Below are 15381 nucleotides of genomic sequence, written 5' to 3' on the forward strand. Positions count from 1 at the left end.
GGGGTAACATATGTCTGGAGGATTAGTTACAGCTGCATACATTGTTGCCGCTATCCTGTTTATTTTTAGTCTGGCGGGGCTTTCGAAACACGAAACCTCTCAGCAGGGTAACAACTACGGTATCGCCGGGATGGCGATTGCGCTGATTGCCACGATTTTTGGCCCGGATACCGGCAACGTTGCGTGGATCCTGGTGGCGATGATCATCGGCGGCGCGATTGGTATTCGTCTGGCGAAAAAAGTTGAGATGACCGAGATGCCGGAGCTGGTGGCAATTCTGCACAGCTTCGTTGGTCTGGCAGCGGTACTGGTGGGCTTCAACAGCTACCTGTATCACGACACGGGCCTGGAGCCGATTCTGGTGAACATTCACCTGACGGAAGTGTTCCTGGGTATCTTCATCGGTGCGGTAACCTTTACCGGTTCTGTGGTGGCCTTTGGCAAACTGCGCGGCAAGATCTCCTCTAAACCGCTGATGCTGCCGAATCGTCACAAAATGAATCTGGCGGCGCTGGTTGTTTCTTTCCTGCTGCTGGTGGTATTTGTCCGTACCGAAAGCGTGGGCCTGCAGGTTCTGGCGCTGCTGGTGATGACCATAATTGCACTGGCTTTTGGCTGGCATCTGGTGGCCTCCATCGGTGGTGCGGATATGCCGGTGGTCGTTTCAATGCTCAACTCCTATTCAGGATGGGCTGCGGCGGCGGCGGGCTTTATGCTGAGCAACGATCTGCTGATCGTTACCGGTGCGCTGGTCGGTTCTTCTGGTGCGATCCTGTCTTACATTATGTGTAAGGCGATGAACCGTTCATTTTTCAGCGTTATTGCAGGTGGCTTTGGTTCTGACGGTTCTTCTACTGGATCAGATGAAGAAGTCGGTGAGCACCGTGAGATTACTGCGGAAGACACAGCAGAAATGCTGAAGAACTCGCACTCCGTGATCATCACCCCGGGCTACGGCATGGCAGTGGCTCAGGCACAGTATCCGGTCGCGGAAATCACTGAGAAACTGCGCGCACGCGGCATCAAAGTGCGCTTCGGTATTCACCCAGTAGCAGGGCGTTTGCCCGGTCATATGAACGTACTGCTGGCGGAAGCCAAAGTCCCTTATGACATCGTGCTGGAAATGGACGAGATCAACGATGATTTCGCCGATACCGATACCGTGCTGGTGATTGGTGCCAACGATACGGTAAACCCGGCGGCGCAGGATGACCCGAACAGCCCGATCGCCGGTATGCCGGTGCTTGAAGTATGGAAAGCGCAGAACGTCATCGTGTTCAAACGTTCGATGAACACGGGCTATGCTGGTGTGCAGAACCCGCTGTTCTTTAAAGAAAACACTCATATGCTGTTTGGCGATGCCAAAGCCAGCGTGGATGCGATTCTGAAAGCGTTGTAATCGTCAGTGAAAACTAAGACGGCCTCTGCGGAGGCCGTTTTGCATTTTACTCTTTGTTGAGATCGCTCAGTAACACCGCAATGCTTTGACCGCCATTGGTCTGCTCTAGCGCGATTTTCACAATGATGGTTAGCGGAACAGAAAGCAGCATCCCAACAGGGCCGAGCAGCCAGCCCCAGAAGATTAACGACAAAAAAACCACCAGCGTAGACAGTCCAAGTCCACGCCCCATGATCCGCGGCTCGAGGATATTCCCGAATACCAGGTTGATGACCAGATAGCCTGCCAGAACCACCAGCGCATCGTAAAGGCCGCTAAATACCAGCACCTGAGCAATAGTGGGAATGGCCGCCAATACCGAACCGATATTAGGGATGTAGTTCAGGGCGAAGGCCAGTAATCCCCAGACAAAGGCAAAGCGCACATCCAATGCAGCAAGCATGCCCCAGGCGACCAACCCGGTCACAATGCTGATTGCCGTTTTAAGCACCAGATAGTGAGATACGCTGTCGATGGCGCGTTGAATCGCCGCCATACCTTCAATGGGGCGACTCATCATTTGTTTTAGTTTGTTGGGCAGTTGCGGTACTTCCAGCAGCATAAAAACTACCGTCAGTAGCAGTAAAAAGATCGATGACATAGCATTCGAAAGCTGCGCCAGCAAATTGGTCACCAGCGTCATTGCCGCGTTTGGATCGATATATTTGACGAGCTCATCCACGGAAACGCCGATCCCTGCGCGTTGTAACCATGGTTCAAGATTTTTTAGTGGAATAACCAGTGAAGAGCGATATTGCGGTAGCGTACGCGCAAGCTCATTTAAGGATGTGCCTAAATACGCTAACAGCAGTACCATTAGCATTACAATAATAACGATGAGCAATGACACCGCAAATACGCGCGGTATGCGAAGCTTGACCATCCGCTGCACCACGGGGTTCAGCACAACGGCTATAAATAACGCCAGAATAAAGGGGACGATGATATCTGCGGCAAAGCGAATGCCGCTCAGGATGATAACCAGCATGCCCAGCATAATGACTATTTTTAGACCGTTAAGCGTGATGATCGGTTTCGCCATGTGTATTCCTGCGTTTTTGATTTTTGAATCTGAATAATAGTGTGATTTGCGTCGAGCCGTTATAACAAAAATCAAATGGGGCAGGTAAAGAAGTGAAAAGACTTTGAGTTCGTATTGAAGCTATGATACAAATCATCTGTGTTTAACTACCGAGGACAATTATCATCCGCGATGATGAGAAGCAACACTGCGGATAATTGTAATATTATGGACAATATGTTCAGGATGTTTTTGCGTTTACCTTCACTTCTTCGTACCTCTTCCACTTTCTTGCTTGCGGGTGAGCAACACTGGCGCAACGCGCTTTAGTCCCTTCTTCTGCCTGAGCTGGCGCTGTGCGCTGAGCTAACTAATTTTATTTTTTGGTTTACTGCATGCAGTAGGCCCAAAGGACTATATTCTCAAGCAGGAGAAGCATCATGTTTTACTGGATATTATTAGGTCTGGCCATCGCGGCTGAAATTACTGGTACGCTTTCAATGAAATGGGCAAGCGTCGGCCATGGTAATTCGGGCTTTATTTTAATGCTGGTAATGATCGCCTTATCGTATATTTTTCTCAGTTTTGCCGTTAAAAAAATTGCCCTTGGTGTGGCCTATGCCCTGTGGGAAGGGATCGGTATTTTATTTATTACGCTGTTTAGCGTTCTGTTATTTGACGAAACCTTGTCCACATTGAAGGTGGCAGGACTGGCTTCACTGGTGGTCGGCATTGTGCTGATTAAATCCGGCACCCGAAAGCCTGTTAAACCAGGCAAAGAGGTGACCCATGCAACAGTTTGAATGGGTTCACGGTGCCTGGCTGGGTATGGCTATCGTGCTGGAAATCGTCGCTAACGTCTTTTTGAAATTTTCCGATGGTTTTCGCCGCAAGATTTATGGCGTGCTGTCGTTAGCTGCCGTATTAGCGGCCTTTAGCGCGCTGTCGCAAGCGGTAAAAGGTATCGATCTTTCGGTGGCTTATGCCCTGTGGGGCGGATTCGGTATTGCCGCGACGTTAGCGGCAGGTTGGGTGCTGTTTGGTCAGCGCCTGAATAATAAGGGCTGGATCGGCGTGATACTGCTACTGGCCGGAATGATAATGATAAAACTTGCCTGATATCCATGCTGCCCGTTAATGCGGGCAGCATGTGTTATTCCTGCGCCAACACTTCCAGCTTCTCGCGAAAACCGGTCACGGATATGGCGCGATTATCTGCCCGCCAGCGATCTTTGGCTGCTGGAGCGGAGCTTTGCACACCAATCAACTGCCAGCCAGACTCTGTCTGCAACATCAATGGCGAACCGCTGTCGCCCGGGAGCGTGTCGCACTGGTGTGACAAGACGGTATTCTGCGCCCAGCCGGTCACCACACAATCCTGATGTGTGTACAGGTCGTCCAGATGATCTTCCGGATAGCCCGACTGCGTGACTTTACGCTCTGCAGTTTTTAGCGCCGCGGTTAACGCGTCTTTGTCGCCATCAAACAGTGGCAGCGGTGTGATGCCAGACGGCGGATTACGCAGCACCACCAGACCAAAATCCCACGGGGCTGCGGTAGGCGGCACTATCCAGCCATCACCATCGGCTTTTAAACGTTTGGCAAGTGAGGGCGCAACCCGGCCTTCAATGTCGTGGATTTCATAACGCCAGAGACCCTTTTTAGACACGAAGCGCAATGCGACGGCTTTGTCCGGCTTACCTTTCGGGGGGGTGAGTAAACAGTGTCCGGCCGTCAGGGCCAGATGTGGCGAAATGAGCGTGGCGGTACACAGGTTACCGCTGGCAGTTTCCAGTTGCCCGATAGCGTCCCACGGCGATTGTGTAGGGTCAGTCACCTTTATGCGATCGTCATGACCAAAAAACAGCGTTTTTATATTTTCTGCTTCGGCGCTGTCCGTTGCAGGCTGGTCCGCATGCGCAACGACAGGAAGTAAACAAAGTGAACCCAGTAATACAGCAATGGTTTTATGCATATCACGCTCTGGTGGGGAATTATGATTATTAACAGCAAACCCTCAGTTAATACTATAGACGGGACGACGTGAAAGTGGGAGTAAAATCAGATAACTACATTCAGGCAAGATAAAAACGCATGGCGATGATGGCGCAAATTATCAACGTAATAAGAATTAACTCAAAGCGGTAATGTGACACCATTTTACCCTCCGAAAGGCGGCGCTACATCAGGTCGATCTAGCGCCGTATGCTATGGCGTGGGGGACGCCATAGTGACTACAAATGCGTTATGCTGCAGGTTGAGCTGCTGGTTTAGCAGTGTCGTGTTTTACTGCTTTTTTGGTGTGTTTTTTAGCGGCCTGAGCTTTCTGCTCTGGCGCTTTTTGTTCTGCAGCTGGTTTGGTTGCAGCTTTTTTGGTGTGTTTTTTAGCAGCCTGAGCTTTCTGCTCTGGTGCTTTCTGTTCTACAGCCGGTTTTGTGGTGGATTTTTTAGCGTGTTTCTTGGCAGCCTGTGCTTTCTGCGGCGCTGCTTTGTGCTGTTTTTTATGATGCGTGGTTTTTGCCGGCGCAGCTTTAGTGGTTGCTGCAGCAGCCGGAGCGGTTGTAGCAGTTGTTTCAGCAGCAAATGCAGCAGAAGACAGACCCATAGCAGCGGCAACAACCAGAGCTAATACTTTTTTCATTCTCATACCCTCGATTTGGTTTTTCATTCAACCCCACTGCGGGGCCGTTGAAATAACTATATCGCTGTAATCACAGGGCTTCCGTGAGTCATTGGTATCGGCGTGTAACGATATGTACAATGACTCACGGTATGTGATTACAAATAGCGGGCTTCCAGGTGGGCGCGGAAATAACGGCTGCTAAGCGGCTCTCCGGTGGCCTGGGTAATAAGCTGTTCAGTGGTGAAACGGCTGCCATGCTGCCAGATGTTCTGACGTAACCAGTCAAACAGGGGACCAAACTCACCTTGCGCAATAGACTGATTCAAATCAGGTAATGCGCGGTTAGCGGCACTGAACAACTGCGCCGCATACATAGCGCCCAAGGTATAGGAAGGGAAGTAGCCAAAGCCGCCGTCGGTCCAGTGAATATCCTGCATACAACCGTTACGATAGTTTCCGATCGTTGACAGCCCCAGCCAGGCCTGCATTTTCTCATTCCACAATGCCGGGATATCATCTACTTCAATATCGCCATTAATGAGCGCACGTTCGATTTCATAACGCAGGATCACGTGAGCGGGATAGCTCACCTCGTCGGCATCAACACGGATAAACCCGGGTTTGACCTGCTGGTTCCAGGCGATGAAATTGCTTTCTTCAAATGCAGCCTGATCGCCAAAGTAGCGCGTTACAGCAGGAATTAACCGTGTCAGAAAGGCTTTACTGCGTCCCAGTTGCATCTCAAAGAACAGACTCTGGGACTCATGAATGGCGGTGGAACGTGCCAGAGCGATAGGTTGCCCTGACCAGTTACGCGGAAGATTTTGCTCATAGCGGGCGTGACCGGTTTCATGGATCACGCCAAACAGTGCGCTGAGCAATTCGTTTTCATCATAGCGGGTGGTAATGCGAACATCTTCTGGTACGCCGCCACAGAAGGGATGTGCACTGATATCCAGCCGACCAGCGGTAAAGTCGAAACCTAGCTGTGCCATTGTTTCAAGACCCAACTCTCGCTGTACAGCTGTTGGGAAGGGGCCTACCGGGGCGATGAGCGACTGTTGAGATTGCTTTGCCACTACCTTGTTTAGCAGGTCGGGTAGCCAGGTTTTAACGTCCGCGAAAAGGTCATCCAACTGCGCGCTGGTCATTCCCGGTTCAAAGATGTCCAGTAACGCGTCATACGGCGAACAGCCTTTAGCTTCTGCGCGCAGTCGGGCTTCTTCGCGGCTATACTTCACAACCTCTTTCAGGTTTTCGGAAAATCCTTCCCAGTCATTTGCCGGTCGCTGGCTACGCCAGGCATGCTCGCAGCGGCTTCCCGCAAGTGATTTTGCTTCTACCAACGATTCCGGCAACAAGGATGCCTGGTGATGCAGTCGCGACATTTCGCGCAGGTTCGCCTGTTCTACATCGTTGAGGTCTTCCTGTTGTGCTGCGGAGATCCACATTGCCACTTTCGGATCGGTTAACAGTTGGTGTTCAAGCACGCTCAGCTCGGCCAGCGCTTCGCCGCGGGCTTTGCTTCCTCCTGACGGCATCATGGTAAACATGTCCCAACTGGCGATTGCCGAGAGGTGGGAGAAGCGAGATAGCCGCTGGAACGTGCGGGTGAGCTGATGGTAATTATCATTGCTACTCATTTTTTGTTCTCGTTCTGTTTAGGTGTGGTTAAGAAGTTTACCGTGATTCACTCACTTTTCATAAACACACCTTTATACCTGGTTTTTCGTAAAAGTTTTTTATAGCGAAAAGCCAACAGAACCACAAAACAGATGGCGTAGATAATAGGGAGCGGTGACAACACTTTTACCGACCATATGTAATGCAGCGGTAGCAAAATGGCGGCCAGGTAGACGTAGTTGTGCAATGTTTGCCAGCGTTTGCCCATTTTACGCTGCGCGGCTTGCGTGGAGGTCAACGTCAACAGGAATAAGATAATCCAACCGGTCATGCCCAGGGATAGCCATGGGCGTGAAACCAGTTCACGACCCAACAATCCCAGATTTTGTATACCCAGTTCCAGCAGAGCATAGCTGGCCATATGCAGTGTGGCCCATGCAAAACACCATAAACCTAACAACCGCCGGGTACGAAACAACAAAGGCTGCTTTGCGTAGCGTGCAAGCGGGGATACCAGCAAAGTAGCAAGCAAAAACTTTAGCGCGGTAATACCCGTAAAGTGCTGGATATCTTTTCCCGGGTCGGCACCCAACCCGCCATGCTGCGCGGCCCAAAAGAGCCATAGCAGGGGTAAAAAACCGGCGAGATGCAGCAGCACTTTCAGGCCGGTTATCTGTTTTGCGGTCAATCTCACTAAAAATACTCCCGAAGATCCATACCCCGATATAACGATGCCACCTCATCGGCATAACCATTAAAAGGTAACGTGGGCTGTCGCTGCACATCAAGAATGCCACCCGAACCGATAAACCGTTCAGTAGCCTGAGACCAACGAGGGTGATCGACCTGCGGATTTACGTTGGCGTAAAAACCGTATTCATTCGGTGCTGACATATTCCAGGTCGTCGGCGGCTGCTCACGCGTCAGCGTAATACTGACTATCGATTTAATGCCCTTGAAGCCGTACTTCCAGGGTACGGTCAGGCGTATCGGCGCCCCATTTTGCGGCGGCAATGCTTTGCCATATACGCCTACGGTCAGCAGTGTTAGCGGATGCATGGCTTCATCCAAACGCAGACCTTCAACATAGGGATATTTTAACCCACCGCCAATGAAGCGATCTTTCTGGCCGGGCATTTCATCAGGGGCGTAGCGAGTTTCAAAGGCGACGTATTTGGCGTGACTGGTTGGCTCAACCAGCGCCAATAATTTATGCAAAGGAAATCCGACCCACGGCACAACCATCGACCATGCTTCAACGCAACGCATCCGGTAAATACGCTCTTCTAACGGAAAGCGAGTGGTCAGCGCATCATGATCCAAGGTTAAAGGTTTGTTGACCTCACCGTTGATCGTTAATGTCCAGGGATCGGTTTTCAGACTACCGGCATTGGCGGCAGGATCTGCTTTATCCAGACCAAATTCATAGAAATTGTTGTAGCCCGTCACCTTGTCTTCTGGCGTCAGAGACAGACTGTTTTGCCAGCGCCCGGGTTTTGTAAATTCGAGCGTTTTGCCTGCGGGTGCTGGTGGACGATCGTTGCCTTTAAACCAATCCAACAAATTTGCCTGTGTAGGGGAAGACAGCGTGGCCGCCGCCGCGCCTATCCCAAGTGCTTTGAGGATTTGTCGTCGTTGCATAAAAAAAACTGATTCGGCTGTAACATCAGCTTCCCGAAGTGGACGTTTTTTCTGCATAACTTTTCCTTTTTATTTTCATGTTAAGGAAAACAAAGCGACGTTTCCCTGTTGATGCCTGGTGTGTCTATAACGACATACTGCGCGTATGCGTATCCCTGGATCCTCACGAAAAGTTAAAAATTTTGTGATAACTTCCGCCCCTTGCCTGAGGTAAGCTTTCAGCACGACGAGAGGGGGATGACACTGATGGCAGGCGCGAAAAAGATATTTTTGGTGGAAGATGACAGCGATATTGCCTCACTTTTGCAGCTTAGCCTGAAGGATGAGGGTTACGAGATAGTTCATGAAGCGGACGGCACGCGAGCGCTTGAACAACTGGAGAAACACGTTTGGGATGCCGTTATCCTCGATTTGATGCTGCCAGGTGTCGACGGGCTGGAGATTTGTCGTCGCATTCGCCAAATGAGTTTTTATTTGCCCGTCATTATTATCAGCGCCCGCACCAGCGAAACGCACCGTGTATTGGGGTTGGAAATGGGGGCCGATGATTATCTGGCCAAGCCTTTCTCGGTGCTGGAGTTGATGGCTCGGGTGAAGGCGTTGTTTCGCCGTCAGGAAGCGATGAGTCAGAATCTGCGTATGGAGGCGGGGATTATTACCGTTCATGGCGTAGAGATTGACCCTTTAGCCCGGGAAGTTCGGCTGCATGGTAAATCCCTCGATTTGACACCGCGAGAACTCGATCTGCTCTATTTTTTCGCCCGTCATCCAGGCGAGGTCTTTTCGCGCCAGGCGCTGTTAGATCAGGTGTGGGGCTACCAGCATGAAGGGTATGAGCATACGGTGAACAGTCATATTAATCGTCTGCGGACCAAAATTGAAAAGGATGCTGCGGAGCCGGAAATTATTCTCACGGTTTGGGGACGAGGCTATAAGCTTGCTGCGGTTAATGCGGAGCATCAGCCATGATTTATCGCCTGTCGCTGAGCCAGCGTCTGACTCTGGTCTTTACCGCCATTATGCTGATTTGTGCGGTTGCCGTCAGTGCTGTCCAGGTTCGCAGTAGCAAACAATATGGCGACGCGATGGTGCAAAGGCTCTCGCTGGAGCTGGCGAGCAAGATTGTCAAAAGTGAGTCGCTTATTGATGCCAGCGGGCAGGTTAATCGGCAGACCTTAAAAGGATTGTTTAATCACCTGATGACGCTCAACCCCAGCGTGGAGCTGTATCTGGTTTCACCATCAGGTGAAATACTCGCTGATGCCGCACCGCCGGGGCATGTCCAGCGGCAGAAAATTAGCGTGCAGCCGATTCAGGATTTCCTTAACTCAGATGCGTTGCCCGTATATGGCAACGATCCGCGCAGCAGCCAGCAAAAGGTATTCAGCGCCGCGCCGGTTTTATATAACGGTGAGCTGCATGGCTATTTGTACATTATTCTGCAGGGCGAAGATCTGAATATGTTGGCGAATACCGCCTGGCAAAAAACGCTCTGGAATACCGTGGCCTGGACGTTAATACTGGTTTTATTAGCCGGCGGAATTGCAGGTTTTCTGGTGTGGCGATGGGTGACGAATCCAGTGAAAAGGTTGACTGGGCAGGTGGTCAAACTGGAACAGGACAGCATTAGCGTCATCAAACAGCTGGCGCAAAAAAATCCCGATCCGGCCCCGGCAAATGAAATTGCGTTGTTGAACAATGCGTTTATCGAGTTAGCGCAGAAAATTGCGCAGCAGTGGGATCTATTAGCGGACAGCGATCGTCAGCGCAGAGAGTTTATAGCCAATATTTCGCACGATTTACGCACGCCGCTGACTTCATTGCTGGGGTATCTGGAAATGCTGTCGCTGAAAGCCGATACGATGACGCCGGAGGAAAACCGGCATTATCTTAGTATCGCGCTGCGCCAGGGACATAAAGTTCGTCATCTGTCACAACAGCTGTTTGAGCTGGCAAGACTGGAGCATGGCGGTATAAAACCGCAGCGTGAACGTTTTGCTATTGGCGAATTGATCCAGGATGTGGCACAGAAATTTGATCTCCCTGTTGCCACGCGTCATTTGCAGTTGCACCTTGACGTAATGGGGCCGTTACCGCTGGTGAATGCCGATTTATCGATGATAGAAAGAGTTGTGACGAATCTGTTGGATAACGCTATCCGTCATACGCCTGACGGAGGTGAAGTGCGGCTAAAAGTCTGGCGTGATGCAGACCGTTTATTAGCCGAAGTGCAGGACAGCGGGCCTGGGGTAGAAGAAGCTGTGCGAAAAGTATTGTTTCAGCGCCCGACCGCGTTAGTTCCCCGTGAGCAGAGGGCTGAGCGCGGCGGCCTGGGCTTACTAATCGTGCGTAGAATGCTCGAGCTGCATGGAGGGGATATCAGCCTGGTTAGCTCAACGGCAGGGGCCTGCTTCCGTTTTTCGTTGCCGCTGGCGGATTCTCCCCTGAGTAGTTGACGGTGAAGTTCCGGAGTAAAGAGGGTTTTGGCATTGTACCAATGGGCATTGCGTAAAAGTTGGTAGGTTGTCAGTGATAATGAGAATTTTTATCATATATCGGTAATTCATCAACTTATCTTCGATGAGCGCAAGGAGATTGTATGTCACAGGATGCCGACAACCTGTATATCGCCAGGACCAAAGCAGTAGCTGGCTGCTTTTCAATGTTTTTACTGATGTTTGGCCTCACGTTTACCCCGTTGTTTTTCCCCGCGAGTCAGGACCTGCTTGCCAAAGGGCTACTTTTCCCGCTGTTGTTTGCATTGGAATTTGTTGTGCTGGTTCCGCTGTATTACTTCTTCTTCAGAAAAAGAGAGGGGCTGGGCAAAGGCATTTTCAACGCCAGGTGGTTTACCATTTTGTTCGCGGCGCTGCTGTTTATTCAGCTTATCCTGCCATTGATTTTGGGTCTCAGACAAACTGAAGCGTGGGTGACCAGCCAAATATCCTTAAGTAGTTACGCATTGTGGTTATCTACGTTGACTCTGATATTTATTGCGCCAGTTTATGAAGAAATTGTTTTCAGAGGCTGTTTATTCAACGCGTTCCAGTACTGGTTCAATAATAAAACCTGGCTGTCGTCAGTGGTGGTATCGGTCATTTTTGCCATCATGCATACGCAGTATGTGCATCTACGTACGTTGCTGATGTTGTTTCTTGTGTCGCAGGTTTTGATCATCGCCAGACTGAAAAGCAACGGCCTGTTGATGCCGATCATGCTGCATATAGTGATGAACGGGACGGTTATTGCTCTGCAAATGGGAGCCCAGACGTTACTGCCTGATTCATAAAGGCGATGCCCGGAATCCGGGCATCGGGGATTATACGTGCAGACGATGGTGCAAACGTGCGCCGAACAGCAACGCCAGCACCAGCATCAGGGCGATAAATCCGCCCACGCCGTTCCAGCCGTAGCTGTGCCAGAATACGCCGCCGAGCGTACCGGCAATACTGGATCCCAGATAATAGCTGAACAGATACAGGGAAGAAGCCTGGCCTTTAGCGCGTTTTGCCCGTGGTCCAATCCAGCTGCTTGCTACGGAGTGCGCGGCAAAAAAACCGGCTGAAAAGAGCAGCATCCCGGCGAAGATCAGCCATAGCGATGTGAACAGGGTCATCAACAGTCCAACCAGCATCACGCCAGTTGAAAAGAGCATTACCGTGCCACGGCCATAACGAGTGGTCATAGAACCTGCTTTTGGCGAACTCCAGGTCCCGGTCAGATACGCCACAGATAACAGACCGACAACCGCCTGGCTGAGCTCCCACGGAGAGAGCATCAGGCGGTAGCCGATGTAATTAAACAGCGTGACAAACGATCCCATCAGTAAAAAACCTTCCGCAAACAGCAGCGGCAAGCCTCTGTCGCGCCAGTGCAAGCGGAAGTTGATAAACAACGTTTTCGGGCGCAGCGACGTTGGTCTGAAATGACGAGATTCCGGCAGGATTTTCCAGAACATCAGCGCAGAGGCAAGGGCAAAACAGCCGATCGCCGCCAGCGCGATACGCCAGTTAAAAAAGTCGGTAAACACGCCGCTGATCAAGCGACCACTCATACCGCCAATCGAGTTACCGCTGATATACAAGCCCATTGAGAAGGCGACGAAACTAGGATGAATCTCTTCACTCAGATAGGTCATCCCTACCGCCGCGACCCCGCTCAGTGAAAGTCCTATCAGCGCCCGCATGATTAAAATACCGTGCCAGCTGGTCATCATTGTTGAAAGGAGCGTACAACAAGAGGCGAGCAGCAGTGCGGTAACCATCACCGGCTTGCGGCCAATAGCATCTGAAAGTGGACCGGTAAACAGTAACCCTATCGCCAGCATCGCCGTTGAAATGGAGAGCGAAATACTACTGCTGGCAGGAGAGACTCCAAACTCGTGCGAAAGCACAGGCAGTATGGGTTGTACGCAATAGAGGAGGGCAAAAGTCGCCAGTCCGGCGGAAAACAGCGCCAGCGTGACACGCATAAATGGGGATGTTCCGCGTTTGATAAAACCATCCGGCGGGGTAACTATCTGTTCATCAACATCGCTTGTTGGCGCGGTATCGACAGTTGTTGTACGGCTCACTTGAAATCCTTGCTCATCCAATTACGTCTACAGGACCAGCCTTAAGAGTATGAAAATCACAATATTCTGTCTAATATATTAATAATCTCAAATAATATTTTAAAAATATGAATATCGAACTGCGTCATTTACGTTACTTTGTGGCCGTTGCCGAAGAGTTGCATTTTGGTCGGGCGGCAGCACGATTAAACATTTCGCAACCGCCGCTAAGCCAGCAGATCCAGATCCTTGAACAGCAGGTTGGCGCCCGGTTACTTGCCCGAACTAACCGTAGCGTGGCGCTGACCTCTGCTGGAAAGCAGTTTCTGGCAGACAGTCGGCAGATCCTCGGGCTGGTTAATGAAGCTGCCGCCAGGGCTGAGCGTTTGCATTTGGGAGAAGCAGGGGAATTGCGTATCGGCTTTACGTCGTCGGCGCCGTTTATCAAAGCCGTTTCAGATACGTTATCTCTGTTTCGCCAAAGCTACCCTGCAGTGCATATGCAAACCCGCGAAATGAACACACGTGAGCAAATTGCCCCGCTCAATGAAGGGACGCTGGATTTGGGACTTCTGCGCAATACGCAGCTTCCGGAAACGCTGGAGCGTGAAATCATTCTGCATGAACCACTGATGGCGATGATCCCTCGCGCGCATCCGTTGGCGCAAAAACCCGTGGTCACGTTGGCCGAGCTGGCGAATGAGCCATTTGTCTTTTTTGATCCCCATGTAGGGACAGGGTTGTATGACGATATTCTTGGCCTGATGCGTCGCTATGGACTAAAACCGACGATTGCGCAGGAGGTTGGCGAAGCGATGACTATCATCGGGCTGGTGGCTGCAGGATTAGGGGTTTCTATACTTCCTGCTTCTTTTAAACGGGTGCAGCTATATGAAATGTGTTGGATCCCGATAGCGGAAGAAGATGCTGTCTCGGAAATGTGGTTAGTGTGGCCAAAGCATCATGAGCAAAGTCACGCCGCGCAACGCTTTCGTGAGCAGCTGCTGGCGGCCGTTCAGGCGATTAATTTAGTTTAAAAATGAGTGAAAATGTGCAGTAAATCACAAGGCTAAGTAAAAAGTTGACGGGAGCCATTGAAGTGCTTCACCATAGCCCGCAGATTATTTCGGAGCGCGAAAATAAAGGGAGTAAGTGGTGGTTGCTGATAGTCAGCCTGGGCATATCGATCAAATTAAGCAGACCAATGCTGGCGCGGTTTATCGCCTGATTGATCAGCTGGGTCCGGTATCGCGTATTGATCTCTCTCGCCTGGCGCAATTGGCGCCTGCCAGTATTACTAAAATTGTCCGCGAAATGCTCGAAGCGCACCTGGTGCAAGAGCTGGAAATCAAGGAAGCGGGCAGCCGTGGGCGTCCGGCAGTTGGGCTGGTTGTTGAAACGGAAGCCTGGCACTATTTATCCATCCGTATCAGTCGCGGCGAGATCTTTCTGGCACTGCGCGATCTGAGCAGCAAACTGGTGGTAGAAGATTGTCTTGAAATGGAGCTGGTCAGTGAAACACCGCTTCTGGAACGTGTTATTACCCAGGTCGACCAGTTTTTCATCCGCCATCAACAAAAGCTGGAACGCTTAACCTCCATCGCCATCACCTTACCCGGCATTATTGATACTGAAAACGGTATCGTGCATCGCATGCCATTTTACGAAGATGTCAAAGAGATGCCGCTGGGCCAGGCGCTTGAGAACCACACTGGCGTACCGGTCTATATTCAGCATGATATTAGCGCCTGGACCATGGCTGAGGCGCTTTTCGGCGCATCGCGTGGTGCGCGCGACGTCATTCAGGTGGTGATCGATCATAACGTGGGTGCCGGGGTGATCACTGACGGTCATTTACTGCATGCAGGCAGCAGTAGCCTGGTGGAAATTGGCCATACGCAGGTGGATCCGTACGGTAAACGCTGCTACTGCGGTAACCATGGTTGTCTGGAAACGATCGCCAGCGTCGACAGCGTGCTCGAACTGGCGCAGGTGCGCTTGAAGCAGTCAATGAGTTCTTCTTTACACGGACAACCGCTGACGGTAGACGCACTGTGTCTGGCAGCAATGCAGGGTGATTTATTGGCGAAAGATATCATTAGCGGCGTCGGGACCCACGTCGGCAGAATTCTTGCCATCATGGTGAATTTGTTCAACCCGCAAAAGATATTGATTGGGTCTCCGCTCAGTAAAGCGGCAGATATCTTGTTCCCTACCATCGCTGACAGCATTCGTCAGCAGGCACTTCCGGCTTACAGTCAGCATATAGTCGTTGAAAGTACGCAGTTTACCAATCAGGGGACGATGGCGGGGGCGGCGCTCGTTAAGGACGCGATGTATAACGGTTCTTTGTTGATTCGTCTATTACAGGGTTAACATTTTTTAACTGTTGTACGAAAAATTGCGCTATCTCAAGCTGATCCTGGTCGTCATACCTTAGACTTTCTCCACTGTTTTATTTTCCTGACTTATATTTTCAAAGC

The 15381-nt window shown here is 50.9% G+C and carries 16 protein-coding genes; 9 read left to right on the plus strand and 7 right to left on the minus strand.

Translation table 11 applies throughout. The features are described 5' to 3' along the window. The first annotated feature begins 10 nt into the window (after positions 1-10). On the plus strand, positions 11-1399 hold the full coding sequence (gene pntB / locus C2U41_RS08395) for a Re/Si-specific NAD(P)(+) transhydrogenase subunit beta (protein WP_032935797.1): 1389 nt from the start codon (positions 11-13) through the stop codon (positions 1397-1399). 46 nt (positions 1400-1445) lie between these two features. Here pntB and C2U41_RS08400 read toward each other — a convergent pair whose 3' ends face one another. After that, positions 1446-2480, minus strand: coding sequence for an AI-2E family transporter (locus C2U41_RS08400; protein ID WP_103848905.1), 1035 nt, complete (start codon positions 2478-2480; stop codon positions 1446-1448). Positions 2481-2618: 138 nt separating this feature from the next. Between C2U41_RS08400 and C2U41_RS30095 the strand changes: the two genes are divergently transcribed. The 3 genes from C2U41_RS30095 (at position 2619) to mdtI (ending at position 3578) form a co-directional block, all read left to right on the plus strand. Beyond that, positions 2619-2789 (plus strand): protein YdgV, encoded by a 171-nt coding sequence (locus tag C2U41_RS30095; RefSeq protein ID WP_085951052.1) that lies wholly within the window; start codon positions 2619-2621, stop codon positions 2787-2789. Between the two features lie 107 nt (positions 2790-2896). Then, on the plus strand, positions 2897-3262 hold the full coding sequence (gene mdtJ / locus C2U41_RS08410) for a multidrug/spermidine efflux SMR transporter subunit MdtJ (protein ID WP_161799268.1): 366 nt from the start codon (positions 2897-2899) through the stop codon (positions 3260-3262). After that, a complete protein-coding gene (gene mdtI, locus C2U41_RS08415) occupies positions 3249-3578 on the plus strand; it encodes a multidrug/spermidine efflux SMR transporter subunit MdtI (protein ID WP_003028939.1) in 330 nt (109 codons plus the stop codon). The genes mdtJ and mdtI overlap by 14 nt, the downstream gene beginning before the upstream one ends. 34 nt (positions 3579-3612) lie before the next feature. Here the strand turns inward: mdtI and C2U41_RS08420 are convergent, their stop codons facing one another. From C2U41_RS08420 to msrP, 5 genes are all read right to left on the minus strand, one after another. Continuing rightward, complete coding sequence (locus tag C2U41_RS08420) at positions 3613-4434, minus strand: trypsin-like serine peptidase (protein WP_103848906.1); 822 nt, start codon at positions 4432-4434, stop codon at positions 3613-3615. A gap of 270 nt (positions 4435-4704) precedes the next feature. Continuing rightward, positions 4705-5100, minus strand: coding sequence for an acid resistance repetitive basic protein Asr (asr, locus tag C2U41_RS08425; protein WP_003028934.1), 396 nt, complete (start codon positions 5098-5100; stop codon positions 4705-4707). Positions 5101-5237: 137 nt separating this feature from the next. Further along, positions 5238-6725 carry a carboxypeptidase M32 gene (locus C2U41_RS08430; RefSeq protein ID WP_103848907.1) on the minus strand — a complete coding sequence of 496 codons (1488 nt, stop codon included), beginning with the start codon at positions 6723-6725 and terminating at the stop codon, positions 5238-5240. A 47-nt stretch (positions 6726-6772) separates the two neighbouring features. After that, the gene (msrQ, locus tag C2U41_RS08435; protein WP_003843582.1) at positions 6773-7399 is read right to left on the minus strand and encodes a protein-methionine-sulfoxide reductase heme-binding subunit MsrQ; all 627 of its coding nucleotides are present in this window, start codon (positions 7397-7399) and stop codon (positions 6773-6775) included. After that, positions 7399-8403, minus strand: coding sequence for a protein-methionine-sulfoxide reductase catalytic subunit MsrP (gene msrP / locus C2U41_RS08440; RefSeq protein WP_071685534.1), 1005 nt, complete (start codon positions 8401-8403; stop codon positions 7399-7401). The genes msrQ and msrP overlap by 1 nt, the downstream gene beginning before the upstream one ends. 189 nt (positions 8404-8592) lie before the next feature. Here msrP and C2U41_RS08445 point away from each other — a divergent pair, with 189 nt between their 5' ends. The 3 genes from C2U41_RS08445 (at position 8593) to C2U41_RS08455 (ending at position 11635) form a co-directional block, all read left to right on the plus strand. Then, positions 8593-9315, plus strand: coding sequence for a response regulator transcription factor (locus tag C2U41_RS08445; RefSeq protein ID WP_103848908.1), 723 nt, complete (start codon positions 8593-8595; stop codon positions 9313-9315). After that, entirely contained in the window at positions 9312-10802 is a 1491-nt protein-coding gene (locus tag C2U41_RS08450) for a sensor histidine kinase (protein WP_103848909.1), read from the plus strand. Before C2U41_RS08445 ends, C2U41_RS08450 begins: the two co-directional genes overlap by 4 nt. A 143-nt stretch (positions 10803-10945) precedes the next feature. Next, positions 10946-11635: a CPBP family intramembrane glutamic endopeptidase gene (locus C2U41_RS08455; protein ID WP_103848910.1), complete on the plus strand. Its 690-nt coding sequence runs from the start codon at positions 10946-10948 to the stop codon at positions 11633-11635. A 30-nt stretch (positions 11636-11665) separates the two neighbouring features. Here the strand turns inward: C2U41_RS08455 and C2U41_RS08460 are convergent, their stop codons facing one another. Beyond that, entirely contained in the window at positions 11666-12919 is a 1254-nt protein-coding gene (locus tag C2U41_RS08460) for an MFS transporter (protein WP_103848911.1), read from the minus strand. Positions 12920-13026: 107 nt separating this feature from the next. Between C2U41_RS08460 and C2U41_RS08465 the strand changes: the two genes are divergently transcribed. Both C2U41_RS08465 and mlc read left to right on the plus strand, forming a co-directional pair. Continuing rightward, positions 13027-13935, plus strand: coding sequence for a LysR family transcriptional regulator (locus C2U41_RS08465; protein WP_003836337.1), 909 nt, complete (start codon positions 13027-13029; stop codon positions 13933-13935). A gap of 118 nt (positions 13936-14053) precedes the next feature. Continuing rightward, positions 14054-15274 (plus strand): sugar metabolism global transcriptional regulator Mlc, encoded by a 1221-nt coding sequence (gene mlc, locus C2U41_RS08470; protein WP_003028923.1) that lies wholly within the window; start codon positions 14054-14056, stop codon positions 15272-15274. Positions 15275-15381: the final 107 nt, after the last annotated feature.

This window comes from Citrobacter freundii complex sp. CFNIH4 (genome assembly GCF_002934505.1).
Taxonomy (GTDB): Bacteria; Pseudomonadota; Gammaproteobacteria; order Enterobacterales; family Enterobacteriaceae; genus Citrobacter; species Citrobacter freundii.

Excerpts from the sequence above, each read along its gene's own strand:
- pntB (WP_032935797.1), top strand. The coding sequence starts at position 11 with ATGTCTGGAGGATTAGTTACAGCTGCATACATTGTTGCCGCTATCCTG.
- C2U41_RS08400 (WP_103848905.1), bottom strand. The coding sequence starts at position 2,480 with ATGGCGAAACCGATCATCACGCTTAACGGTCTAAAAATAGTCATTATG.
- mdtI (WP_003028939.1), top strand. The coding sequence starts at position 3,249 with ATGCAACAGTTTGAATGGGTTCACGGTGCCTGGCTGGGTATGGCTATC.
- C2U41_RS08420 (WP_103848906.1), bottom strand. The coding sequence starts at position 4,434 with ATGCATAAAACCATTGCTGTATTACTGGGTTCACTTTGTTTACTTCCT.
- asr (WP_003028934.1), bottom strand. The coding sequence starts at position 5,100 with ATGAAAAAAGTATTAGCTCTGGTTGTTGCCGCTGCTATGGGTCTGTCT.
- C2U41_RS08430 (WP_103848907.1), bottom strand. The coding sequence starts at position 6,725 with ATGAGTAGCAATGATAATTACCATCAGCTCACCCGCACGTTCCAGCGG.
- msrP (WP_071685534.1), bottom strand. The coding sequence starts at position 8,403 with ATGCAGAAAAAACGTCCACTTCGGGAAGCTGATGTTACAGCCGAATCA.
- C2U41_RS08445 (WP_103848908.1), top strand. The coding sequence starts at position 8,593 with ATGGCAGGCGCGAAAAAGATATTTTTGGTGGAAGATGACAGCGATATT.
- C2U41_RS08450 (WP_103848909.1), top strand. The coding sequence starts at position 9,312 with ATGATTTATCGCCTGTCGCTGAGCCAGCGTCTGACTCTGGTCTTTACC.
- C2U41_RS08455 (WP_103848910.1), top strand. The coding sequence starts at position 10,946 with ATGTCACAGGATGCCGACAACCTGTATATCGCCAGGACCAAAGCAGTA.
- C2U41_RS08465 (WP_003836337.1), top strand. The coding sequence starts at position 13,027 with ATGAATATCGAACTGCGTCATTTACGTTACTTTGTGGCCGTTGCCGAA.